The following is a 22365-nucleotide window of genomic DNA, read 5'->3' as shown; positions in this document are numbered from 1 at the left end:
CGCGTACAGAGGAGGAATGACCTCTGCGAGTGTCGGGTCCCGGCGGATCGCTCGGCGGTCACACGACGATGCAGGTCATGGCCGCCCACAGCAGGGGTGAGTGTTCGATCCGGCCGTCGGCGCGCCAGCGGTCGAGCTGCTCGCGCTGCCAGCGGCCGAGCCGGTGCACGGGGTCGCGGTGTTCGTGAGCGGTGTCGACGGCGATGATCGCGTCCGACAGCGGGCGTACGGACTCGGGCAGACCGGCCAGCCGGTGGAACGCGAAGCTGGTCGGCAGCGCCCAGCGGGTGGCGGTGACCAGCTCGGCGCCGTTGTGGATCATCGCTGTCGCCAGGCCGAAGGACTCGGCGAACCGCAGATCGCCGCCGCTCTCGCAGCCGATCAGCGCGACACGCGGCGGCGCGGGCCAGATCCGCGCACCCGGCTCGCCGTCCGCGTGCAGGGGAAGCGTGCCCAGCAGGAGGTCTTTGGCCGACAGCGGCCGATGGGTGCGGACCGGCTCGGCCAGTCCTGCGGCCTCCGGAGCGCAGCACAGATGGAGCGTGCCGTCCTCGCTCTGCCCACCCTCGACCGGCGCGCCGCTCACGTGCCCGACGTACAGGAGTCTGCGGGCCCCCTTGCGGAGCACGCCGCTCAGCCAGTCCCGGTCCAGATCGGTGCGGCGGAAGGCCTCCGCCGGGGTGGCGGCGGACGGCACGACGGCGCCCGCGTCGAGACGCCTCTGGACGAGTGACAGCAGCTCCGGGTCCGAGCCGGGCGGTCCCAGGACCGAGCCGAGCGGGGAGTCGGCCCGGAACCCGGGGACCCGGGGGTCGAGGACGAGAACGACCGTGTCGGTGCCGGCGTTCGCCTGCGCGTCGGTGTCCGTGTCCGGTGCCGGACACGCGGCGGGAATCTGCCGCCGCAACGACGCCGGCGTGGTGGTCACGACGTCCGCCAGTTCGATGAGCCGGACGCCGTCGTCATCGACGGCGAGCAGTTCCCAGGGCACCTGGGCGACCCGGGGAGACGGCTGGATCCGCACCAGCGGACGGCCCGCGCGCGCCGACACCTGGCGTATCTGCGCCGTCAACCCCTCCGGCCACAGCGCCTCGGCCAGCACCCGCGCGAGCCGGTGCTCGCTCCGGTGATCGGCCATTGCTCCCGAGTCGAGGGCGCGCCGCATCCCCTCCCCGCCCTCGCCCACGCCGGGCAGGGCGGCGGCCAGCTCACGCACCGCCCGGTCGACCTCGTCACCGGGCCCGCGGCCGGTGCCGAACCCGCGGGCCCCGCCGGCCCATGTCCAGGTCATGAACAGGTCGCCCGCGTCGGCCAGCCGGACCTGGACCACCGGGCGGCTCGAAAGGTCGTCGGTGGCCCAGAACGGCGTCTCCTCCTCGTTCACGATCCGTCGGTGATAGCGGAACTCGGCCGCCGCGCTGTACTCCTGAAGCGCGACACGGCCGGATTCCGGCGACATCCGCACCTTCGGCGGTGGGGCGACGCGCAGGCCGGCGGAGGCAGCGGCCTCCGCCGCCACACCCCCGAGCGTCATGGGGTCGTCGACGTCTCCGTACGCCTTCATGGCCGCACTCGGGAAGACCGACGGGGCGTCTTCGACAGACCATGAGGGCCCTGACGGCAGTGGCGGACGGTCCAGTGCCAGGGAGGCGCCCGCACAGCGGTGTTCCACCAGTTCGAAGAGCAGCCCCTGGTCCTGTCGGCGTACGGCGAGACGGAAGACCAACCGCATCGCGTCGTCAGCCAGTTCCAGCCACTGACTGCGCGCGCGGGCGGTGACGAAGTCGTAGCGCGCCGCCTCCAGGGCCAGTGCTGCGGGCAGGGCGAGGGAGAGCGCGTTGTCGATGGACGCCCTCTCGTGGTCGCCGTGATCCGTCCGGTTCAGGTTGTCCTCAAGGGTTCTCGCGAGCATGAGGTCGACCTGCGCGCACCGTTCGTACACCTCCCGCGCCTGGTACACGTCGCGGGCGTCCTGGGCCAGCCGCTTCATCTCGGTGATGTCGCCCCGGTCATAGGCGTGTTGGGCGCCCAGCAGCATGGTGTCGGCCGCGGCTGTCAGGGCGCCGAGTTGTTCGAACCGGGCCAGGCTCGTCGCCATCAGGTCGCCCGCGCCGGTGCTGTCGCCGCGCCGACCGGCGAGAAAGGCACGGGCCTGTTCGCAGACCGCCAGATCACCGAACCACCGCTGCCGCTCGAAGAACGCGGACGCCTCGGCGAACAGCCGCTCGGCGAGGTCGAGTTCACCCCGGTTCATCGCGATGTACGCCCGGTGCGTGAGCAGCGACTGCTGCTCACCGGTGTCTCCCAGTGCCCGGAAGCGCTCCTCCGCGCGGGCGAGGCAGTCCTCGGCCTGGTCGTACCGCCCGGTCGAGGAGCAGATCATCCCGAGGGCGATCAGCAGCCGCGGCACGGTCTCCAGCTCGGTCGCCTCCAGGGTGGACAGCAGCGCCGAGCCGTGCTCCTCGGCCGCTCCCCACTCGCCCCGCTCCATCAGCAGAAGCACTCGGTTCAGGCCGAGTTCGGCCGAGCGCAGTCCCTCGGGATCGTCGAACTCGGGCAGCCGGACCGCAGCCTCGTCGAGACAGGCCAGTGCCTCGTTCAGGCGCCCGGTTCTGCGCAGCAGGTCGGCCCTGGCGATGGAAGTCCTCAGCAGGATTTCCAGCCACAGTTGGCGGCCGCGCGGCCCCATCGGCGCCGATGCGATGCCGTCGAGCAGGCCGCGGGACCGGTCGAGGGCGTCCTCGGCCCCGGGCAGGTCCGTGGCGGTGAGCCGGACGCTCGCGAGGTCGGACAGCAGGTGCGCCCGCAGGAACCGCACGTCGGGCGAGTCCTCGATGGACTCGGCCAGGGTGAGCAACTCCTCGTAGACGGCGCACGCGGCCGTGAGATCGGCCGCCAGCTGATGTTCCTCGGCCCGGGCGAAGCCGCTGTCGAACGGCTCTCCGTACAGCTGCATCACCGCTGTGCTCTCGTCCTCGTGCTGGTCCGGCATGTGTCAGTAGTCCTCACCGGTGGCAGCGGCGGCGGTCTCGGCAAGGAACGGTCCCGGGGAGGCGTCGTGCGGCGACGCCTCGTACGCCAGGGGCTGTGCCGCGGCGATCAGCCGCCGCCGGACCAGGGCGCGGATCGCGTCACGGTCGGCGCGGGCCTCGGCTTCACCGGACGTACCGGGGTGACCAGGGGGATCGGGCCCATCGGGATCGCGGCCCGGGTCGAAGCCGGGCAGCAGGACACCGACCTCGATCCGCGGTTGCGTCACCCCGGCCGACAGGTCCAGATCCGCCCGGCCGGTCCACATGTCGTCCCGTCTGGCGAGGGACATCCGGTTCGGGCGGCCACCGTTCACACGGATCTCCGCGACGAGGGGTGCACCGGCGACGGGCGCCGTGACGTGCGCGAGGACCTCGACCTCGATCTGCCGCCGCGCGCCGACCGCTCGAGCGGTCCAGGACACCGCGTTCTCGGCCGCGTCGACGAAGCCGGGCGGATAGCGGCACCAGTCGTTGGTCCCCGAGCCCCGGGCGATCACCCGGCCGCCCGCGACGAGAGGTTCGCCCGCCGCGAGGGCGTAGCCGTCGTGCCGTGCGAACAGGGCGCCCGGGTCGACCGGCGTAACGACCGGGCGGCCCTGATCCAGGGAGGCCCGGAGGTGGCGCAGCGCCGGCCCGTCCAGCCCGACGCTGTCCGCCGCGTCGTCGACCAACCGCAGGACGCTCTCCAGACGGCGCGCCGTGTCCGCCGGCTGCGGTGTCGCGCGCCACCACTGGATCAGCGCGTCCAGGGCGGCCTGGTGCTCCTCGATCAGTTCGGCCACGCAGTCGTCGGGCTGATCGCCTTCCGCGTCGAACAGTTGCTGACACCGGTGGGTGAGCGCGGCCAACTCCAGGCCGAGCAGGTCCGGGTCGAGCGCTGGTATCCCGTCCGGGTACGACGCCGGCCACCACCGGGCCGCCCAGTGCCCGAAGGCGAGCCGCGCGGCGCTGTCCGCGAGGGCGGTCGAGTCCGCCACCACCCGCACGCCGGCCGGTTCCCCCGCCGCACAGTCATGGACAGCGGCCGCGACGCGCTCGCCGTACAGGGCCCACAGCCACTGCTGGGCCCGCCCCGTGTCATGGACCTCCGCCGACGGCGGGCCGGGGTCGTCCAGGACGGGCCAGGTCAGCACGGCGCCCGCGACATCGAGGACGGCCCGGGTGAAGTCGGGGCCCACGGCGACCGCATCGTCGTACGCCACATCCTGTCCGAATGCGGGACCGGCCCCGATCCGGACAGTGCCGTCCTCGCCCGGCGCCACATGGACGTCGACAGGGGCCCGCGTGTCCCGCGCCATCACGCGCTCCTCTGCTCGGCCGGCCGCGCGGGCGCCGCCGACAGGGTGCGCAGTGCCGACCGGACCCTGGCGCGGTGATCCATCATCACCGAGCGGGCGACCCCGTCGAGCACGGCCCAGGCCGCGTCGAGATCCTCCAGCGGTGCGTCGCGGACATCCCGCCCGTGCAGCCGCACCCACAGTCGCCGCATGTAGGCGGCCCATGGGGTACGGAGGTCCTGGGCGAGGGCGTCCAGGACGCCGCCGTCCGGGTCGGGGCGGGGAGAAACGGTCATCCTGCGGGCGCGGAGGGCGGAAGCCTCCCGTCGCCAGCGGCTGTTGACGGCCCGGTGCGCCGCCGTCCGTCCCGGCGCTCCTTCCCCGGTGCCGAGCGGATCGAGGCCGACCGCGAGTCGGCCGCCGAGGACCACGGCGACGCGCAGGCTCTCGTCGCACAGGCCGAGCGGAGCGCAGCTACGGCCGGCCTCCTGCTTGACGAGCTCCGGCACCGTCGGGAGTTCCTCGCGCCGGGCCGAGGACTGCAGGACGACGAAGAGCCGCTCGAAGAGCGTGCGGTCCAGCGGTGCGGGAAGCGTGGCCGTCGAGGCACCCCGGCCGACCTCCGGGCGCTGCGGCACCTGCCGTGCGGTCAGCCCCAGATGCGTCGGCAGGTCCTCGTGGCCCCAGACACCGCTCGCGTGCGTCCACAAGGCCCGGCCGAACAGGCCCCCGTGTCCTGCCTCGACCATGGACACGTACTGCGGGGAGTTCCGCGCCGGGCCCGGCGCGCCGCAGGCTTCCAGGACCTCGGCCGCCAGCGCGACCGCCGCGGTCGCGTCGGACGGGGCCGGGTCACGGCGCTCCCAGGCGGCGGCCAACTTCGCATCGAGCCGCAAACGCCGTACCGCGTCGGCCAGATGATCCTTGAGCGCTTCCACCGTGCGTCCGTCGACGGTGTCCGCCACGTCCTCGACCACGGCCCTGGCCGTCGCGTCCGCACCGGCGGCGGGCGCTCCGTGCTCGGTGGCCAGCTCGAAGCAGCGCTGGAAGTACAGGTCCTGGGGGTTGCCCGCCACGATGCCCAGCGCCCGGCGGGTCCTCTTGAGAAGCGTGAACCACTGTGCCGTGGCCGCAAGACGCGTGCCGGACTCCCGTATCAGCCCGTCGAGAGATGCGACCTGCGCAGGTCCGAGGAAGTCCGCCGCGAGTTCGGGACGCAGCGCCGGTCTCACGATCAGCGGCAGCACGATCAGCTTGACCGTCCGCGTCAACGGCGCCCCGAGGGGGCCGCTCAACGATTCCAGCCCCGGCCCGAGGCCATGCCAGGCGTGGTCGATGACCATGGCGCGCGGTCGGCGCTCGTCACCGGTCGGCTGGCTCGGGGTCGGCATGCGAGGAGCGTACGCCGACCAAGAACACACGAACGAACCTGGGATCGGTAGACGACCCGAGCCACCTAGCGTCCACATCGTCAGGCAGAACCGACCAGGTCCAGGGGTGAGCAACTGCCGCCCCCGCGCCTGACGACACCGGAAGGGAAGGACACCATGGGAATCTTCGGAAAGCGCAAGAGCCGCGAGGAGAAGGCCGCCGAGATCGCCGGCAAGGTGGCGAGTGGCAAGGGTTTCTACGGCCGTGCCACCCGCGCGTTCCTCGGCGCCGACGACTTCGCCAAGGTCCAGCAGTCGATCGGCGCGTACAACTCCGGCCTCGACGTACAGCAGTTGCTCGCCGCAGGGGCGCCGACCACACCCGCCGCCGTCGTGTCGATCAGCGACACAGGGAAGCTGGTCAACTTCGACCCGGTCGTCGACCTGGTCCTCCAACTGCCCGCGGCCGCCGACCGGATCACCCTCCAGACCATCGTCTCGAAGCTGCGGATTCCGCGCGCCGGCGACCAGGTACTGCTGGTCGCCGACCCCGCCCGGCCCGGGGGCTACCTCTACGCCGGGGACGGCATGACACCGTGACCCCGACACCACCGTACGAGGTGCCGGCGTCCGATTCCGTCCTGCTCTCCTCCGACGGGCGGGTGCTGCAGGTGTTCGGCCGTTTCGCAGCCGCCCGTTACGACATCCGGGAGGAACGGAGCCTGGAGTCCAGATCCGGCCGATCCCGCAGACCGACGGTCGCCCTGAGGAACGGCAGGCAGCACAACATGGCGTACGACGAGCAACGCCTCCCCGGCCTGCGCGCACTGGTGGATCTGCCGGCGGGGAGCGTGTCGGAGAGACAGCAGTCCTGAGATGGCCGACAGCGTGAACGGCCCCGAGCCGACCCAGGTGTCGGCGATCGGCCCGCTCGGAGCCCTGTTCCTGTACTCCTGCGTCGCGGTGCTGTGCCTGTGCGGACCGGTCATGCTGGCCCTCACCGCCTTCACCGCCTTCACCGCCTTCACCGGCTCGGGCCTCATGGTCATGGGCATCGTGTTCACGGTGATCTTCGTTCCCGTGGGCCTGGGACTCTGGGGCAGCACTGTCGTCGAGAGGGAGCACAACCGGCGGCTCGACGCCGTCGGCGTCCCGGCGACCGCGGAGATCACCGACCTTACGGACTTCGCCGGGGGAGAGGACACCGGCGTCGTGGTCGGTCTGCGGGTCAGCGGGCCGGGGGTGCGGACGTTCGAGACGTCCTGGAGGCGCTCGCACCATCCCGCCCTGCGCGCAGGCCGTCGGCTCACGGCCGTGGTCGACCCGGCGGACAACCTGTTCCGTGTCGAGCTCTGAGCGGGCCTGCGTGCGAGAGACGAAAGGCAGAGCGCGGATGAGCGTTCACGAGATGCTGGAGCTGTGGTGGGTGGTGCCCACGGGGATGGCGCTGCTCGGCTACGGGCTTTCGCTGGCCGGGCTGACCCGGGCCCAGCGAGCGGTCTGGGTGACGGCACGGATCGCGGGGGTGGAGCAGCCGGCGCACGGCGACTCCAGGAGCGCCGGGATACCGGTGACGGTCGCCTTCCAGGACCCAGCCACCAGGCAGGAGTTCGTCCTGCCGAACGACGGCAAGCACGGCGACGCGATCCGGGAAGCCTGGGTGGGCCGCGAGTTCGAAGTGCGCTACCCGCCCGGGCAGCCGCACCGGTACCGCATCGTGCTCGACACCGTGGGCGAGAAGAACGGCCGCGTCGGCCCGAACTGCACGGTCATCCTGCTCCTCGTCGGACTGGTGATCCACGCGGCCGTCGCCCGGGGCTACCCGTGGGCGCTGCTCGGCTTCGGCTCCCTGCTCACCGCCCTCGCGGCGGCCAGCCCCGACATCCGCACGGCGCGCACCCGCGATGCCCTGCTGGCCTCGGCCGTCGCCGTCCCCGCGCGAGTCGTGGCCGTCACCAAGGACGTCTACACCGACGAGCACGGCGACGAGATCCTCAACCACGGCCCCGTCCTCACCTTCACCACCCGCGAGGGCACCCACGTCACCGTCCTGTCCAGTGCGGGCATCCCCAACCCGGGCCGGTCCCTCGGCCGCGAACTCACCATCCACTACGCCCCCTCCGACCTCACTGTCCACACGCCTGACCTCGCAGCCGACCGCCGTGACAACAAGAAGGCCATCGCCACGATCGTCATCATGTTGATCGCCGGACCAGCGGCGGTCGTGACCGGCGCCATCCTGCTGTGACACCCGGTCCCGGCCCTGCGTGCATTGCCTGCAACGTGTTTTGTAAGCGGGTGTCGGCGTACACGTGAACGTGGGTTGTCCCGTACCGATCGGCGCCACCCCCTGAGAGTCCGTTGCCTCCTGCGGCGGGAGGTCGACGATCGACCTCGGAAGGCTGGGGCTAGGTTCTTCGCATGCCTTCGCATCTCAGTCATGGTGCTTCCGGAGCCCTCCGACGCTTCGCTGGATGGCTCGCCCGGGGGTCGGTGGGCCACCCGATGCTGGAAGGGCTCGACTACTGGGAGGAGTTGCGCGAGTCGCCCTCCCAGATGGAGATCTGCGTCGCGATCTTCGCCAACGTCCTCGAACTGGATGAGCAGGGAGAACCGGTCAACGAGAAGCACGCGGGGCGCAGGGCTGCAGCCTGGCTCTACCGATACTGCACCGGGGAGCTGCCCCCGGGGGAGCCGGACATCGAGCCGTGGGAATGCCAACTTCATTGACCGTTGACGTGCGACGTCATTCGAGTAAGGCAGCCCGCCCTCGCTCGTGTGGTTGGTGTGGAAGCGACCGGTCTCGTGACAGCCTGCGCCCCCGTCAGCAGCGGATCGCACGGGGCCTTCAGCCCCGCGTTGTCGTTCATCGCGCCGCCATGCTCCCCGGCCGCAGTGCGAACCCCGTGATGACGCCTTCCAGGTAGCCGGTTCCGGCCCCGATGCCCAGGACGGCCCATACGGACAGGTCCGGATGGGCCACCAGCACCAAGGGAATCGTGCTCAGACCGACCGCGGTTCCGACGAACGATGCGATCAAGGAGATGTTCACCCACGACGTCAGCCGATCCACCGTCGCACCGATGAGACGCAACATCACATAGCCGGCCAGGACTATGGCGAATTCTTGGCCGGCATTCGCTCGGGGCCCTGCGATGACGGCGGCGACAATCCCACCGCCGCAGATGATGACCGTCGTGACGGTGGCGAGCCGAGCAGCCGAAACAAGAGGCAGGCTATTGACAGCATGTCCAACGGCAAAGGCGCCGAGGGCGGCAACGCTCACAGCGATCAACATGCCCGGCCACCATGAATGAACAAACGGATCAGTCAGCTTCATCGCCGACAACCCGAGCATCACACCGACGATCTCGACACGCGGACGGTTCGTCATCCTCGGCCAGTCCTTTGCTGTTGAGCGGCTGTCCACGAGATCAGCCCGTCGAGCGAGGAACGTAACTCAGGGTCGCCGGGACCCGTCCCGCGTCCGGGGTCGCCCGGATGGCTGCCGCGCAGGCGAACCCGTCGGCCACCCCTGCTCCGTTTCAAGCCTTCCGTTCAGACGAGCCGTACCGAACCGAGTTCTCGCAGTCGGACACGCACCGGTCGAACACGGCTTCGCTCACCTCAAGAACTGACGGATCCTCACCAAGCTCCGCACCGACCCTGCCTGCACCCCCGGCCTCCTGCGCGCCCTGCTTGTTCTGACCAACCTCGAAGCCAACCGCTGACAGACGATCTACTCCGTAGACTGCCGCCCACCACCAGTCAGGGCACACCCAGCACCGGTCACACCATCCCTTTGACCTGCGACTTCAAGTTGGCCGATGCTCACCGAAGAGTGGCCACAACTCTCCAGTTGGCGGGGTTGGCCCTTGGGTTGGAGGGGCTGGGTGTTTCAGTCGGCGATCCGAGCACTTACCGCTGGGGCACAAGATCCGAGATCACGGCAAGCGGCAGCGACGGGTTGGCAGCGGCTGCTTCCACCACCTGCCAGTCGGCGTCGCTGAGCAGCTTCGCGATGACCGGCGGGGGGAGTGCCGGATGACCGGCGGCTGTGGGTCTTGCCTGTTTGTCCGCCAAGCAGGCAAGCAGAGCTTGGGCCGTGGAGTTTCGGTGCCGGGCGACCTCGTGGAACGCCTTCTGTGCTGATGGTCGGTGCCGGGTCAGGTCCTCCAGCAGCGCCGGACTCGCGTCCGGGTTGGTCGCCACCTCGGCGAGGACCCGGACTCCGTGTCGGTCGACCATGGCGCGTAACTGTGCTTCGGTGAGGCCCGGGTGCCCAGCGATGGACTTTTACTCCATTGGTTGTGGGTTCGAGTCCCACAGGGCCTACGGCTGGTAGGCGGGGGATAGTGCCTCTGACCTGCTGTGCAGCGCCCGTGTCGGCTTTGGCCGGCTCGGGCGCTGCTTTGTTTTCGGGGCCGTGCGTGAGCGATGCGTGAGCGGATGTGTCCGTGGCCTGCGGATCCGCTGCGGCTGAGTGTGACTGCGCACGCTGGTTGGCCGATGCCCACTTCAGTTGGCCGCTTCGGCCCTCAGTGTCGATGTGCTGGGTGTGTGTCGCTTCAGGGATCTTCAATGTCGCGTCGTTGATCCTTGGCGCGCCGCTCCGTACGCTCTACATCCGGCCGCTCCGGGAGCTTCCCGGGTGGTGAACTCACCTGAAGGCGAGGGGCTTTGGTGACCCAGGAACACCAAGAGCGCATCCTCGGCAGCCGCTATCGGCTCCTCCAGGAGCTCGGAAGCGGTGGCTTCGGGCGAGTCTGGCGGGCGTACGACGAGGCCCTGAGCGTGGATGTGGCGGTCAAGGAAGTGCGGCTGCCGCAGCAGTCGGGATCTGAGCAGGAGCACCACAAGCACGTGGTCCGGGCCGCACGTGAAGCCCGCAACGCTGCCAAGCTGCGCGACCATCCCCACATCGTCGCCGTCCACGACGTGGTGATCGAGGACGGCAGCCCCTGGATAGTGATGCGTCTGGTCGACGGCTGCTCTCTGGGCGAGCGCCTGCGCGCGGACGGGTCGCTCGCCGCCTCGCAGGCAGCCCAGGTAGCCGTCGCTCTGCTGAAGGCGCTGAAGGCTGCCCATGACGCCGGCGTCGTGCATCGCGACCTCAAGCCCGCCAATGTGATGCTGGCCGCAGACGATCACGTTCTGCTCACCGACTTCGGTATCGCCGTACACGAGACCGACACCCAAGGTCTCACCGAGACCGGAACGGTCATCGGCTCGGTCGAGTACATGGCGCCGGAGCGTCTCAAGGGCGTCAAGGATCATGGTTCAGGGGATCTCTTCTCGTTGGGGGTGACCCTGTACGAGACGGTGGAGGGTGTGTCCCCCTTCCGGCGGGACACACTGACCGCCACCGCAGCCGCGGTGGCGGTGTACGACCCACCGCCACCGCGGCGGGCGGATCCTGCACTAGCCCGGTTGATCACCGCTCTACTCGCCAAGGAGCCTGAGGACCGCCCGACCGTCGACAGCGCCCTGGCTATGCTCCGCACCGCCGCTGCAGGCCCCCCGCCTAGGCGGCGTGCTCCCAAGAGTCAACTGCCGGTTGGCACGTCCCCGGAGCCCCTGCCTGTGCAGCCTGGCCAGCAGGCAGCGGAAGGGCGTATCTGGCGGCTGATTGCCACACTTCTGTGCACCGTGATCGCTGTCGTACTCGCCGTCATGGACCACTACCACGGCGTCGAGATTGCGATGATCCCAAACGAACCGGGTCTACTCCTCTTGTACATCTTCACCACAGCCGCCTGCGCCAGCCTGGCGGCGACACTCTTCTTTTGGAGAGGGCAGTCAACCTACGGAATCAGCCCCAGAGTCAGAGGCGGCCTCCTCACCCTGGCCCTCCTGCTCCTGCTCGGGCAGAGAGCCGGCGGTTTGTGGTGAGCGAGTCGTGCCCTCCCCACCTGGTTCCCTGCTGGAGTTCTCCCAGCTTGACCTGCGGCCAACTGTGACGCTTCAGAGTGGCTTCCCAATGGAGAAGCCAACCCGCAAGAGTCAGGTCGGCTAGGAGAGCTTTCCCTGGCGGATGGTCTTCACAGCAAGCACTGGATTGATGGGTTCGACGAGTTGCTCGGCAACGACGGCCGCGAGGTGGGCTGGTGCATCGCCGTCCAGCAACGCACTCACGTACTCGAGGGCCTGGGCAGGAGATAGCACCGGCAGCTTCTGCCGCAGAGTGCACACGGCTTGCATGCGCCCGCGTGTGGCGGCGACTCCGCATATCTCATCGTGTAGATCGTCTACCGGGGTACGGATGGCCAGGCCCCGGATGCGAACGCAGTAGTCGGCCTCCCACTCCCCGCCCTTCGCGGATAGGACTCCGATCTGATGCAGCCCCCCCCGTCGATGCGGTCGACCAGGTACGGCCCGTTGCCGATCAGCATGGCGCTGGGGTTCCGCGTGCGCATGAACTCCTCGGACTGCCAGTAGATGATCCACACCAGCTCGTGCTCCTCGACATGCACCACAGCCGTGCGTATCGAGTCCACGCCCGCAGCCGACCACTTTTGATACTCGCGGTTGAGCTCTTCCTCAGCGATCCGAACCGCGGCTTCTCGCTCAATCACGTGTGCAGCATCCCCTAGCAGGCGCCGAGCCGACCAGCAAGATTCGTCCCCGGAGAGCGCGGTAAGCGCCAGCGACCACGGGAATATCCCTGAACGTTCCGCCTCTGCGGGCAACGGCTAGCCAGTCGGCCGGGGCGGCCCAACCATACGAAGGGCTCGGCCATCCCGCGCCTGGAACGTAAGGCCAACTAGCGTTCTCAGTCACACTGAAGCGGACGAATCGGTGGCTGCCGGACGTGACCGGGGGATCAGCTTCGCTGCCTTCTCGGCGATTTCACGGTCCAGCTCAGGGAGCAGGCTTGTGTACGTGTCCGAGGTCAGCGTGATGGTGGAGTGCCGCAGAGTCTCCTTCACCGCGTGGGTGTCGCCGCCGCCTCCGTGTGTGAGCGTCGCGGCGACGTGGCGTAGGTCCCGCAGGGTGATGGGCGGCAGGTCGGTCGTGGCGAGGATGCGGCGGAAGGTCTCCGAGACCGTCTCAGGGTGGAGCCAGGAGCCGTCTTCCTTGGTGAACACCTTGCCGGTGTCTTTCCAGGCGGTGCCCCACTGCGCGCGCTCCTTCTCCTGGCGGGCTTTGTGGTCGCGCAATTCGGAGATGGTCATGCTGTCGAGCGCGATCGTGTTCGCGCTGCCGTCCGTCTTCGGCTCGGACTCGTACGTGTCCCAGCCGTCCATCACGATCTCCTTGGCTGGGGTGATGAGGCCGGCGTCCAGGTGCGGTCCACAACGCGAGCTCCGCGACAACGCGCACGTCCGGGTCCGCGGCGAGCGCCTCCACCACATCGGCCGGAAGGCCGGAGCAGGCAGCCAGCTTCTCCCGGTGCTCCACAACCGGATCTGCCGCGTACAGACGCGCCCACTGCGGGTTGCCGGCGCGTTCGTAGAGCAAGGCGAGGGCAGCGTGCGGTTGGACCGCAGGATCGATGTCGGCGGCTGTCAGCAGGCCCGCGTGCGCCAGCTGCACGGCACTCTCCTCGACGCGCGCGCCCAACGCGACCGCCTGCGCATGGCTGAGGTCTGCCCGATCGGCGAGTTCCACGGCGATGTCGGCGTCCGCGACCGCGATGAGTCGGTCGACCAGTTCGGACGACAGGGCCGCATTGGCGGCGAGCCCGCACAGGACATGATTCACAGGGGGCATCCTGCCTGGACCGTGACCGATCGGCTCAGGATTTCGATGTCGACGAGTTGCTGATGACACCCGAGCACGCACACGGCGTCCGCGCCGGACTCCCATGTACGCGGCCGGTGTCAGGCGTCGTGGCCCTTCTGCCGTACTACCGCCCCCACTTGGCCGCGACCTCCTCGAAGGACGAGCGGCGCAGCATCGTCGAGCGTTCGACCCGGGCAGGGTTCGCACGACTGATCCGCGCCGTCCGGGGAAACCGGCTGGTAGGGGTGCAGCCACCGGGGTCACCGGTGGTTCACCGTCCATCGGCAGGAGAAGACAGATGCTGGCATTCGTGGCGGGCGCGCTCTTCGTCATAGCCTTCGTCATCCGCGTTACGGAGACATCGACAGAGACGGTCTTCAGTCCGACGAGTCTCATGTTCGTCGGCCTTGCTTTCCTCGCCGTGCACATGGCCGGCGTAGGGGCCGGCTGGTCCCCCCGGGGTGGACGTCGCCGTTGAGCACGGTGACGCGTTCCATCGTCTGGGCCGGACTCTGAACGCGGAGCCATCGCGAGTTGTCGGGCGCCTTCCCAAGGTCCCGAATTCCAGGAGGATCCCGTTTCCATCGCCATGGCGGCATGTCTGCCGGACCCGTGGGGGCCACACTGTTTTCAGCAGCGCCGTGTTGAGCAGTAAATCCACTCAGCGCCTGCTGAACGTCCCAGTAGAGGTCGGCCTACTCCGGTGGTGGAGCGGTGGTCCGGCGCGGCGCAAGCGTGGGGGAGAGTCTGACCTGGGCCGACGGTCGTCGGCGGTCGGCGATCCGGTCCAGCAGAAGGCGGGCGGCGTTCCTGCCGATCTCGTGGCCGGCTTGGTCGACGCTGGTCAGGGAGATGGGGCCGAGCGCGGCGAACGTGGTGTTGTCGTAGCCGGCCACCGAGATGTCGCCGGGAACGGAAAGCCCGGCTTCGGCGACCGCTTCCAGCACGCCCATGGCGACGATGTCCGCCCCGGCGAAGACCGCGGTGGGACGGAGGGGCCGGGCCAGCAGTTCCCGTGCGCCCCGGTAGCCGCCTTCCTGCGTGTAGCTGGTGGAGACGACGTCGATGTACTCCGCGAGGCCGTGGGCCCGCATGGCTTGGCGGTATCCGTCGGAGCGGCGGGCGTTGGGCATTTCCGCGAGGCGCGTGGGGTCGCTTTCGTGGTGCTCGATGTGGGCGATCCGGCGGTGTCCGAGGCCGGCGAGGTGAGCGACGACCAGGGCGGCGCCCTCGACGTCGTCGTCCACCACCGTGTCGTACACCGGGGATGATCCGTGCCGGCCGACGACGACGGTCGGCACCGCGGCGGCGACGCGTTCGAGGTGGGCGCGGGACGACACGGGTGCGATCAGGACGAGGCCGTCCATGCCGCGGTCGATCATGGCCTCGGTGACGCGGGCCTCCGCCTTCTCCCCGTTGCAGCCCGGCCCGAGCAGTACCTGGTACTCCGTGTCCTCCAGCGAGCCGGTGACGCCGTCGAGGATCTCGGGGAAGAAGGGGTTGCGGATGTCGGGCAGCATCACGCCGATGGTGTACGTCTGACCGCGCAGACCCCGTGCGCCGGCGTTCGGCCGGTATCCCAGCTCGTCGATCGCGCGGCGCACCTTGGCCCGCATCTCGGGGCTGGCTCCGTACGCGTTGCGCAGCACCTTGGAGACGGCTGTCGTGGACACCTGTGCGTGACGCGCAACGTCGACGATGGTGACGCGTCGAGGCCGGGCCTGCGGCTCCATCCGGTTCCTTGTCCCTTCGGGAAACGTTGTCGCAGAGTGTAGGACGGATCCCGCGGGTCAGTGGGGCTGTCGTCGGAGCTAAGCTGCGTCGCCGCCGTAACAATTGCGCAGCTTGCGCGGCATCTTGACGTCACGCAGGACGCTCTCTAGGGTCTGGCAACACCTTTGGGGAACGTTACCCACTGGCATTCGGGCCATCCGGCCCTGCATCGGACCATCCGGCGATCGGACCCCATCACTCACGACGAAAACCGGTCGGCGCCCCGCACAAGGCCCCGCCGGCCGGAGCCCGGCTCGGCTCCCCGACTGAAACGTTTCAAGAGAGGAGGTCCGTCGATGACCCTCGCCCCGCACGAGCAGCTTCCGGACCATGACCGGCCTCCGGATGCGGAGCCGGTGCCGAAGGTCCGGCGGGCCCGCACCACCCCGCCCTGGTGGTTCGCGCTGCCCGCACTGGTGCTGTTCGCGTTCGTCGTCCTGGTGCCGAGCGTCCGCGGTGTGTACTACGCGTTCACCGACTGGGATGGTCTCGATCCCGACTTCTCGTTCGTCGGCCTGGACAACTTCTCCGCCATGTTCCGCGACGCCGATGCGGTGCAGGCCATCTGGCACACCCTGTTGATCGCCGTGTCGATCACGGTGGTCCAGAACGCCGTGGGGCTCTTGCTGGCGCTGGGGGTCAACTCGGCCATCAGGTCCCGCAACGTGCTCAGGGTGTTCCTGTTCGCTCCGGCCGTGATCACGCCGATCGTGACCGCCTACCTCTGGCGCAACCTGCTCGGTCCGGACGGTGCGGTCAACAGTCTGCTGGGCGCGGTGGGTCTGGACGGCTGGCGGCAGGACTGGCTGGGCAGTCCGCAGGTCGCCCTGTGGTCGGTGGTCGGCGTGATCGTCTGGCAGTTCGCGGGCTACTCGATGGTCATCTTCCTGGCCGGACTCCAGTCGGTGCCCAAGGAGATCCACGAGGCGGCGGCCATCGACGGTGCCGGCCCGGTGCGGCGCTTCTGGTCGGTCACGCGTCCGCTGCTGGCCCCGGCTCTCACCATCAACCTGATGCTGTCGATCATCGGCGGGATCAAACTCTTCGACCAGGTGTACGCGTTGACGGGCGGCGGACCGGGCCACGCCACCGACACCCTCTCGACGCTGATCTACAAGGACGCCTTCACGCTCGGGGAGTTCGGCTACAGCATCGCGCTCGCCGTGGTCCTCACGATCATCGTGGCGGTCGTCTCGACCGGTCAGTACCTCGTGCTGGCCCGCAACGAGAGGGCCGTCTCGTGAACCGATACCGCCGTCGCACCCTCGCACTGGAACTGGCGATGATCGCCGCCGCCCTGGTTGTGGGCTTCCCGGTGTACGTCCTGGTCAACCTGGCCGTACGGCCGACGTCGGACACCTCGTCGCCGATCAGCCCGACCACCTCGCCCACCCTGGACAACTTCTCGCAGGCGTGGCAACAGGGCTCGCTCGGCGGGGCGTTGGGCAACAGCGTGCTGGTGACGGCGTGCAGCGTCGTCATCGTGCTGGCCGTCTCGTCGCTCGCGGCGTACCCGCTGGCCCGCGTCACGGCGCGCTGGTCCCGCGGTACGTACCTGACGTTCCTCCTGGGCCTGGTCCTGCCCTTCCAGCTTGCCGCGCTGCCGCTCTACCAGACCATGCGCGACATGGGGCTGCTCGGCACCCCCTGGGCCCTGGTCCTCTTCTACTCCGGCCTGCAGGTGCCGTTCACCGTCTTCCTCTACGTCGGCTTCCTGCGCGCCCTGCCCCGTGACTTCGAGGACGCTGCCCTGATCGACGGCTGCACCCCGCTGCAGGGCTTCCGGTACGTGGTGCTGCCGATGCTCAAGCCGGTCACGGTGACGGCTTTGGTGCTCAATGCCGTCGCCGTGTGGAACGACTTCTTCACTCCGCTGCTGTACCTGAGCGGCAGCGTCCAGCAGACCATGCCGGTCGCGATCGCCGGCTTCGTCGGTCAGTACGTCACCGACTGGAACCTCATCTTCGCCGCACTGGTGATCAGCATCCTGCCCGTCCTGCTCGTCTACTTCCTGCTGCAGCGCAGCATCATCAACGGTTTCGCGGGAGGGCTGCGGGGATGACGCCCGACGCTCACCCGTCACCGATGCCCGGTGGCTCTTCCCCGAGGGGGACATCATGAAGACACGCAAACTTCCGGTCCTGATCGCCGCGTTGACGGCCGGCGCCGTGCTGGCCGCCTGCAGCGGCGGCACCAAGGCCGGTTCGGACGGCGGATCGAAGACCCTGACGCTCGCCTCGGTGGACCAGGGCTCCGTCGAGGACGTCGTCAAGGCCTTCGAGAAGGCCAACCCGGGCGTCAAGGTCCGCTACACCACCAGCGGCGCCGACCAGTACCAGCAGCAGATCCGGACCCAGCTGTCCTCGGGGACGGCACCCGACGTGATGTCGGTCTGGCCCGGCAACGGCAATCCGGGTGCCACGTACGTCCTGGCCAAACCGGGCTACCTGCGCGACCTCTCGGACCAGCCCTGGGCCGCCAAGATGCCGGACGCGATCAAGAGCGTCGCCCAGTACGAGGGGAAGACGTACAACGCGATCTTCGGGCAGAACGGCATCGGCGCGGTGTACAACCAGCAGGCCATGGCGAAGGCCGGACTCACCCCGCCGGACACCTGGACGAAGCTGCTGGCCTTCTGCAAGGCCGCGAAGGCCAAGGGAACCCCCGCCTTCGCCCTGGGCAACCAGGACAACTGGGTGACCCAACTCGTCCTGTACGCGCTGGTCGCCACCACCGTCTACGGCCCCGACCGCGACTTCGACCAGAAGATGCAGGCTGGCCAGGCCACCTTCGCGCAGTCGCCGTGGACCACCGCCCTGGACAAGTACCTGACGATGGAGAAGACCGGCTGCTTCCAGAAGAACCCGCTGGGCACCAACTACGAAGCCAGCCAGGCCCTCGCCGCCACCGGCAAGACTCTCGGCATCATCCAGGGCAACTGGGTGATCGCCCTCCTGAAGCAACAGAACCCGCAGGGCACGTTCACGCTGCGGGCGCTGCCGGCCATCGACGATCCGGCCGAGACCCTCATTCCGGCCGCGGCGGGGGCCGGTTACGGCGTCAACGCCAAGGCGAAGAACGAGGAACTCGCCCTGAAGTTCGTGAACTTCGTGATGTCGCCCGAGGGCATGAACCTGTTCGTCAAGAAGCAGGGCGGTCTGCCCTCCCTGCCCGACACGGGCTACGCGGTCGACCCGTCGCTGAGCGAACTGTCCACGTTCATCGGCGCGGACCGCACGGTGCCGTTCATGGACCAGCTGTGGCCCAACGCCAAGGTTCAGCAGACCATGCTCAGCGGCCTCCAGGAGATCTTCAGCGGGCAGTCCACGCCCGAAAAACTCCTCGACGAGATGGACGCCGACTACAAGGCCGGCTCCTGACCCCCCCAACACCCGAAGGGATGACGGTGTGAGCAATGCACCCCACCAAGCGGACGGCACGGACCGCGACCTCGACAAGAGCGACGCCCCCGGCGGAGGCCACGCGGGAGTTCGCCGTAGAACCGTGCTCGTGGCGACGGCCGGAGTGGTGCCGGTAGTGGCCGGAGCCGTGGGCGGCGGGGCCGCCGCGCAGGCGGCACCGGCCCGCCGTCCGGACACCGCGGTTTCCGGACCGACCGTGGAACATCGCACCGACCCCGTGGGCGTGGACGCCGCCCGGCCGCGCTTCGGCTGGCGTATGCGGTCCGAGGCGCGCGGGCGGAGCCAGGGGTCGTACCAGATCCTGGTGGCGAGCTCACCGGACAGGCTGACCGCCGGCCGCGCGGACGTCTGGGACAGCGGTCGCGTGCGCTCCGCCGATTCCGTGGCCGTCCGCTACGCGGGCAAGGGTCTGAGCGCCTCGACCCGCTACCTCTGGACCGTCACCGTCTGGGACGCCGAAGGCCGTCCGGTCGGTACGGCGGCCCCCGCCTTCTTCGAGACCGGCCTGATGAGCACCGACGGCCTGTCCGGTTGGGACGGCGCGCAGTGGATCGGGATGAAGGGCAAGTCCCCCAACTCGGCCGGGGCACCGATGCTGCGGAAGGAAGCACCCCTGAAGAACCGGTCCCACGTCCGCGAGGCACGGCTGTACGTCACGGCCCTCGGCGTGTACGAGGCCTACGTCAACGGACGCCACGTGACCGTCCCGCAGGACGGCGGCACGACGACCGAACTGCTGCCCCCGGGCTGGACCAACTACGACGCGCGCCTCAACTACCTGACCTACGACGTCACGGACCTTGTGACGCAGGAGCCGGACGTCACCCTCGCCGTCGTCCTGGGCAACGGCTGGTACAACGGCCGGATATCCGACGGCAGTACGTACTACTCGGAGGACGGCAACGCCCTCGCGCTCAAGGCCAAGCTCCTGATCCGGTACACCGACGGGACCGGGCAGACGGTCGTCACCGGGCCGGACGGCGGCTGGAAGGCCACCGACTCCGGTCCCTACCGCGCCGACGACATCTACGACGGCCAGACCTACGACGCCCGGATGGAGCTGCCGGGTTGGACGGCGCGGGGGTTCGACGACTCCGACTGGTCGGACGTGGAACGCGTCGCCTTCGAGGACAAGTACCCGGACGTGCAACTCCTCGCCTACCCGGGCGAGACCGCACGCTTCATGCACCGCTGGGACCGGCGTCCGCAGTCGATCACCGTCGCCACCGGGGTGACCGGACAGGAGGGCAGCCCCAACGGCAAGGGGCGCATCGTCGTGGACCCCGCCCGGACGGTGACCGATCCCGTGAAGGCGGCCTCCACCTCCGTCACGATCGGCAGTGGCGAGACCGCCGTCTTCGACCTCGGCCAGAACATGGTCGGCGTGGCCCGCTACAGCCTGCGCGGCCCGGCCGGAGCCAAGGTCGAGTTCAAGTTCGGCGAGATGCTCAACGACGACAGCGCCGGCGCGGACGGCCCCCAGGGCTCCGTCTACCGGGCCAACCTCCGCAGCGCCAAGGCCACCAGCACGTACCTCCTCAAGGGCGAGCGGCGCGGCGAGACCCACCAGGACTCCCTGACCTTCTACGGCTTCCGCTACGTGTCCGTCACCGCGACGGAGAACGTCACGATCACCGGCCTGACCGGCAAGGTCGCCACGTCCGCGATCCGCGAGACCGGCACCGTCACGACCGACGATCCCGACATCAACCGACTGGCGAGCAACATCCGTTGGGGCCAGCGCGGCAACTACCTCTGGGTGCCCACCGACTGCCCACAGCGCGACGAACGCCTCGGCTGGACCGGAGACACCCAGGTCTTCTCCACCACCGGCCTCTACAACGCGGACGCCGGCGTCTTCCTCAGCCACTTCCAGGACACCGTCGTCGACTCCGCGGTCATCTACGGCGCGGACAAGGCGCAGTTCACCGGGGTCGCCCCCGGCGGACGGTACAACTTCCCCGGAGGCGGCAGCGGTTGGGCCGACTGCGGGGTCGTACTCCCGTGGACGGTGTGGCAGATGACCGGCGACGCGACCGTCGTCGAGCGCAGCTGGCCCGCGCTGACCCGCTATCTGGACTGGATCAGTGAGCAGACCGGCGACACCTACGCCGGACAGGGCTCCCTCACCGGCGACTGGCTGGCACCGCAGAAAACCAGCGCCCAGATGATGAGCGACATCTACTACGGCTACAGCGCCCGGCTGATGGCGCAGCTGGCCCGTGCGATCGGCCGGCCGGCGGAGGGGGAGACGTACGAGCGGCTCTTCGGACGCATCAAGCAGGCGTTCATCACCAAGTACCTGAGCACCGCGGGCGGCACGGTCACGGTCAGGTCCAGCCTCGGCGACGCCTCCCCGATCGAACCGGGCGCCGACCCGAACCAGAAGACGGAGGACAACAGCCAGACGGCCCTGCTGTGGGTCCTCAAGCTCGGGTTCTACGAGACGGAGGCTCAACGGCGCACGCTCGTAGGGCTGTTGGCGGACAACATCGGCAATGACGCGGCCTACAAGGCGGCGCATCCGAACAGCAGCCGGGTCCGGTACGCCGAGAACACGCTGTCTGTCGGCTTCCTCGGCGTCAACGTCCTCGCCCCCGTCCTCACCGACGAGGGCCGCGCGGACCTGGCGTACAAGCTGCTGCACCAGGACGCGCTGCCGTCCTGGCTGTTCTCGGTGAAGAACGGGGCGACGACGGTCTGGGAACGCTGGAACTCGTACTCCAAGGACGCCGGCTTCGGCCCGGTGAGCATGAACTCCTTCAATCACTACGCCTACGGCGCGATCATGGAGTGGATGTACGCCTACATGGCCGGCATCGCCCGCGATCCGGACAGCCCCGGCTTCAAGCACTTCGTCCTGCAACCCCACATCGACCCCACGGGCGGGATCACGCAGGTGTCGGGCTCCTACGAGTCGCCGTACGGCGAGATCAGAAGCGAGTGGGCGCTCGACGACGCAGGCCGGACCCTGGTGTACGAGGCGGTCGTCCCCGCGAACAGCGAGGCGATCCTGCGCCTGCCGGCCGTCTCCGCCGACGCGGTCCGCGAAGGACGGACCCCGTTGGCACGCGTGGACGGAGTGCGTCTCCTCGGCCACAAGGACGGCGTGGCGTCGTACCGGTTGCCGTCCGGTCAGTACCACCTGACTGCCCGGCTCCGCTGATCGGCGGACGTCGACATCACGCAGCGGCCGTGTCCGCGGCGACTGGGCCGTGGTGTGGCTCGGGGTTCCGGTCCACGCCTCACGCCGTGTTGATCATGGTGTGGGGCGTGGGGATCTTTCTGATGAGCAGGCGTGTGAGGGCCGGTGTTCCGTGGCGTGATCTGCCGCGCGAGTACGGGCCTTGGCAGACCGTGTACGGGCTCTTTCGGCGCTGGCACCGCGCGGGCATCCGGGCCCGGTTCCTCACCTTGTTGCGGGCCCGGGCGGATACAACCGGACTGATCACGTGGGAGGCGAACGTCGACTCCACGATCTGCCGGGTCCATCGGCACGTGGCCGGTGCCCGCGGCGATCACGGGCTGGGCCGGTCGCGGGGCGGGTTCACCACGAAGATCCATCAGCCACTACCGCCGACGCGGCGTCCCCTCCCCGCCCGCCTCCGTCCCTGGCAGCGGCAGACCGACCAGAACCGATCACATCACCAAGACCTGAGGCCGGAGTACTAGGCGCTGTTTCTCGGATCATGTGCGGAGCCAGATGATGAGGGCTGCAAGGGTGACGGTGCCGAGGTAGGTGTAGGCCCGTTTCTCGTAGCGGGTG

17 protein-coding genes, 1 tRNA gene and 3 pseudogenes are annotated in these 22365 nt (G+C 69.3%); 12 read left to right on the top strand and 9 right to left on the bottom strand.

Annotated elements, in window-relative coordinates:
- Positions 1-58: 58 nt before the first annotated feature.
- The 3 genes from IG08_RS0149535 to IG08_RS0149525 are packed head-to-tail and all read right to left on the bottom strand — an operon-like array spanning position 59 to position 5700.
- Complete coding sequence (locus tag IG08_RS0149535; RefSeq protein WP_030620289.1) at positions 59-2992, bottom strand: CHAT domain-containing protein; 2934 nt, start codon at positions 2990-2992, stop codon at positions 59-61.
- A gap of 3 nt (positions 2993-2995) precedes the next feature.
- The gene (locus tag IG08_RS0149530; RefSeq protein ID WP_030620286.1) at positions 2996-4330 is read right to left on the bottom strand and encodes a hypothetical protein; all 1335 of its coding nucleotides are present in this window, start codon (positions 4328-4330) and stop codon (positions 2996-2998) included.
- The gene (locus IG08_RS0149525; protein WP_030620283.1) at positions 4330-5700 is read right to left on the bottom strand and encodes a hypothetical protein; all 1371 of its coding nucleotides are present in this window, start codon (positions 5698-5700) and stop codon (positions 4330-4332) included. Before IG08_RS0149525 ends, IG08_RS0149530 begins: the two co-directional genes overlap by 1 nt.
- Positions 5701-5856: 156 nt before the next feature.
- On the opposite strand from IG08_RS0149525, the gene IG08_RS0149520 reads away from it, so the two are divergent.
- The 5 genes from IG08_RS0149520 to IG08_RS0149500 all read left to right on the top strand — a co-directional run bounded on the left by IG08_RS0149520 (position 5857) and on the right by IG08_RS0149500 (position 8409).
- Positions 5857-6279, top strand: a complete 423-nt coding sequence (locus IG08_RS0149520; RefSeq protein WP_030620281.1) for a hypothetical protein — start codon at positions 5857-5859, stop codon at positions 6277-6279.
- A complete protein-coding gene (locus IG08_RS0149515; protein ID WP_030620278.1) occupies positions 6276-6554 on the top strand; it encodes a hypothetical protein in 279 nt (92 codons plus the stop codon). The genes IG08_RS0149520 and IG08_RS0149515 overlap by 4 nt, the downstream gene beginning before the upstream one ends.
- Position 6555: 1 nt before the next feature.
- A complete protein-coding gene (locus tag IG08_RS0149510) occupies positions 6556-7035 on the top strand; it encodes a DUF3592 domain-containing protein (protein ID WP_030620276.1) in 480 nt (159 codons plus the stop codon).
- A gap of 37 nt (positions 7036-7072) precedes the next feature.
- Positions 7073-7927, top strand: coding sequence for a hypothetical protein (locus IG08_RS0149505; protein WP_030620274.1), 855 nt, complete (start codon positions 7073-7075; stop codon positions 7925-7927).
- 173 nt (positions 7928-8100) lie between these two features.
- Complete coding sequence (locus IG08_RS0149500; protein ID WP_030620273.1) at positions 8101-8409, top strand: DUF7677 family protein; 309 nt, start codon at positions 8101-8103, stop codon at positions 8407-8409.
- A 136-nt stretch (positions 8410-8545) separates the two neighbouring features.
- On the opposite strand, the gene IG08_RS0149495 is transcribed toward IG08_RS0149500, so the two are convergent.
- Both IG08_RS0149495 and IG08_RS0149490 read right to left on the bottom strand, forming a co-directional pair.
- Positions 8546-9073, bottom strand: a complete 528-nt coding sequence (locus tag IG08_RS0149495) for a hypothetical protein (RefSeq protein ID WP_030620271.1) — start codon at positions 9071-9073, stop codon at positions 8546-8548.
- Positions 9074-9597: 524 nt separating this feature from the next.
- A pseudogene (locus IG08_RS0149490) lies at positions 9598-9975 on the bottom strand (hypothetical protein); the annotation flags it as partial.
- Here IG08_RS0149490 and IG08_RS0149485 point away from each other — a divergent pair.
- Positions 9950-10014, top strand: a tRNA-Ser gene (locus IG08_RS0149485). The pseudogene IG08_RS0149490 and the gene IG08_RS0149485 sit on opposite strands and share 26 nt — an antisense overlap.
- Before the next feature lie 348 nt (positions 10015-10362).
- Complete coding sequence (locus IG08_RS0149480) at positions 10363-11571, top strand: serine/threonine-protein kinase (RefSeq protein ID WP_052425252.1); 1209 nt, start codon at positions 10363-10365, stop codon at positions 11569-11571.
- Between the two features lie 356 nt (positions 11572-11927).
- Here IG08_RS0149480 and IG08_RS62895 read toward each other — a convergent pair whose 3' ends face one another.
- From IG08_RS62895 to IG08_RS0149455, 4 genes and pseudogenes are all read right to left on the bottom strand, one after another.
- A complete protein-coding gene (locus IG08_RS62895; protein WP_338060192.1) occupies positions 11928-12254 on the bottom strand; it encodes a YrhB domain-containing protein in 327 nt (108 codons plus the stop codon).
- 201 nt (positions 12255-12455) lie between these two features.
- Positions 12456-12965: pseudogene (locus IG08_RS0149470) on the bottom strand (tyrosine-type recombinase/integrase); the annotation flags it as partial.
- Positions 12943-13383 (bottom strand): annotated as a pseudogene (locus tag IG08_RS62060) (hypothetical protein); the annotation flags it as partial. The pseudogenes IG08_RS0149470 and IG08_RS62060, both read right to left, overlap by 23 nt.
- 716 nt (positions 13384-14099) lie before the next feature.
- Positions 14100-15137: a LacI family DNA-binding transcriptional regulator gene (locus IG08_RS0149455; protein ID WP_030620258.1), complete on the bottom strand. Its 1038-nt coding sequence runs from the start codon at positions 15135-15137 to the stop codon at positions 14100-14102.
- Between the two features lie 336 nt (positions 15138-15473).
- Here IG08_RS0149455 and IG08_RS0149450 point away from each other — a divergent pair, with 336 nt between their 5' ends.
- The 5 genes from IG08_RS0149450 (at position 15474) to IG08_RS56530 (ending at position 22271) form a co-directional block, all read left to right on the top strand.
- The gene (locus tag IG08_RS0149450; RefSeq protein WP_030620254.1) at positions 15474-16421 is read left to right on the top strand and encodes a carbohydrate ABC transporter permease; all 948 of its coding nucleotides are present in this window, start codon (positions 15474-15476) and stop codon (positions 16419-16421) included.
- Complete coding sequence (locus IG08_RS0149445; RefSeq protein WP_030620251.1) at positions 16418-17239, top strand: carbohydrate ABC transporter permease; 822 nt, start codon at positions 16418-16420, stop codon at positions 17237-17239. Before IG08_RS0149450 ends, IG08_RS0149445 begins: the two co-directional genes overlap by 4 nt.
- Positions 17240-17294: 55 nt before the next feature.
- Positions 17295-18557, top strand: coding sequence for an ABC transporter substrate-binding protein (locus IG08_RS0149440; RefSeq protein ID WP_030620248.1), 1263 nt, complete (start codon positions 17295-17297; stop codon positions 18555-18557).
- A gap of 157 nt (positions 18558-18714) precedes the next feature.
- Positions 18715-21765 (top strand): alpha-L-rhamnosidase, encoded by a 3051-nt coding sequence (locus IG08_RS0149435; protein WP_234343188.1) that lies wholly within the window; start codon positions 18715-18717, stop codon positions 21763-21765.
- A 95-nt stretch (positions 21766-21860) separates the two neighbouring features.
- Positions 21861-22271: a transposase gene (locus IG08_RS56530; protein ID WP_338060193.1), complete on the top strand. Its 411-nt coding sequence runs from the start codon at positions 21861-21863 to the stop codon at positions 22269-22271.
- The last annotated feature ends 94 nt before the right edge of the window (positions 22272-22365 follow it).

Origin of the sequence: Streptomyces fulvoviolaceus, from assembly GCF_000718165.1 — a bacterium.
GTDB lineage: Bacteria > Actinomycetota > Actinomycetes > Streptomycetales > Streptomycetaceae > Streptomyces > Streptomyces fulvoviolaceus.
This window is presented reverse-complemented; position numbering and strand designations above follow the sequence as displayed.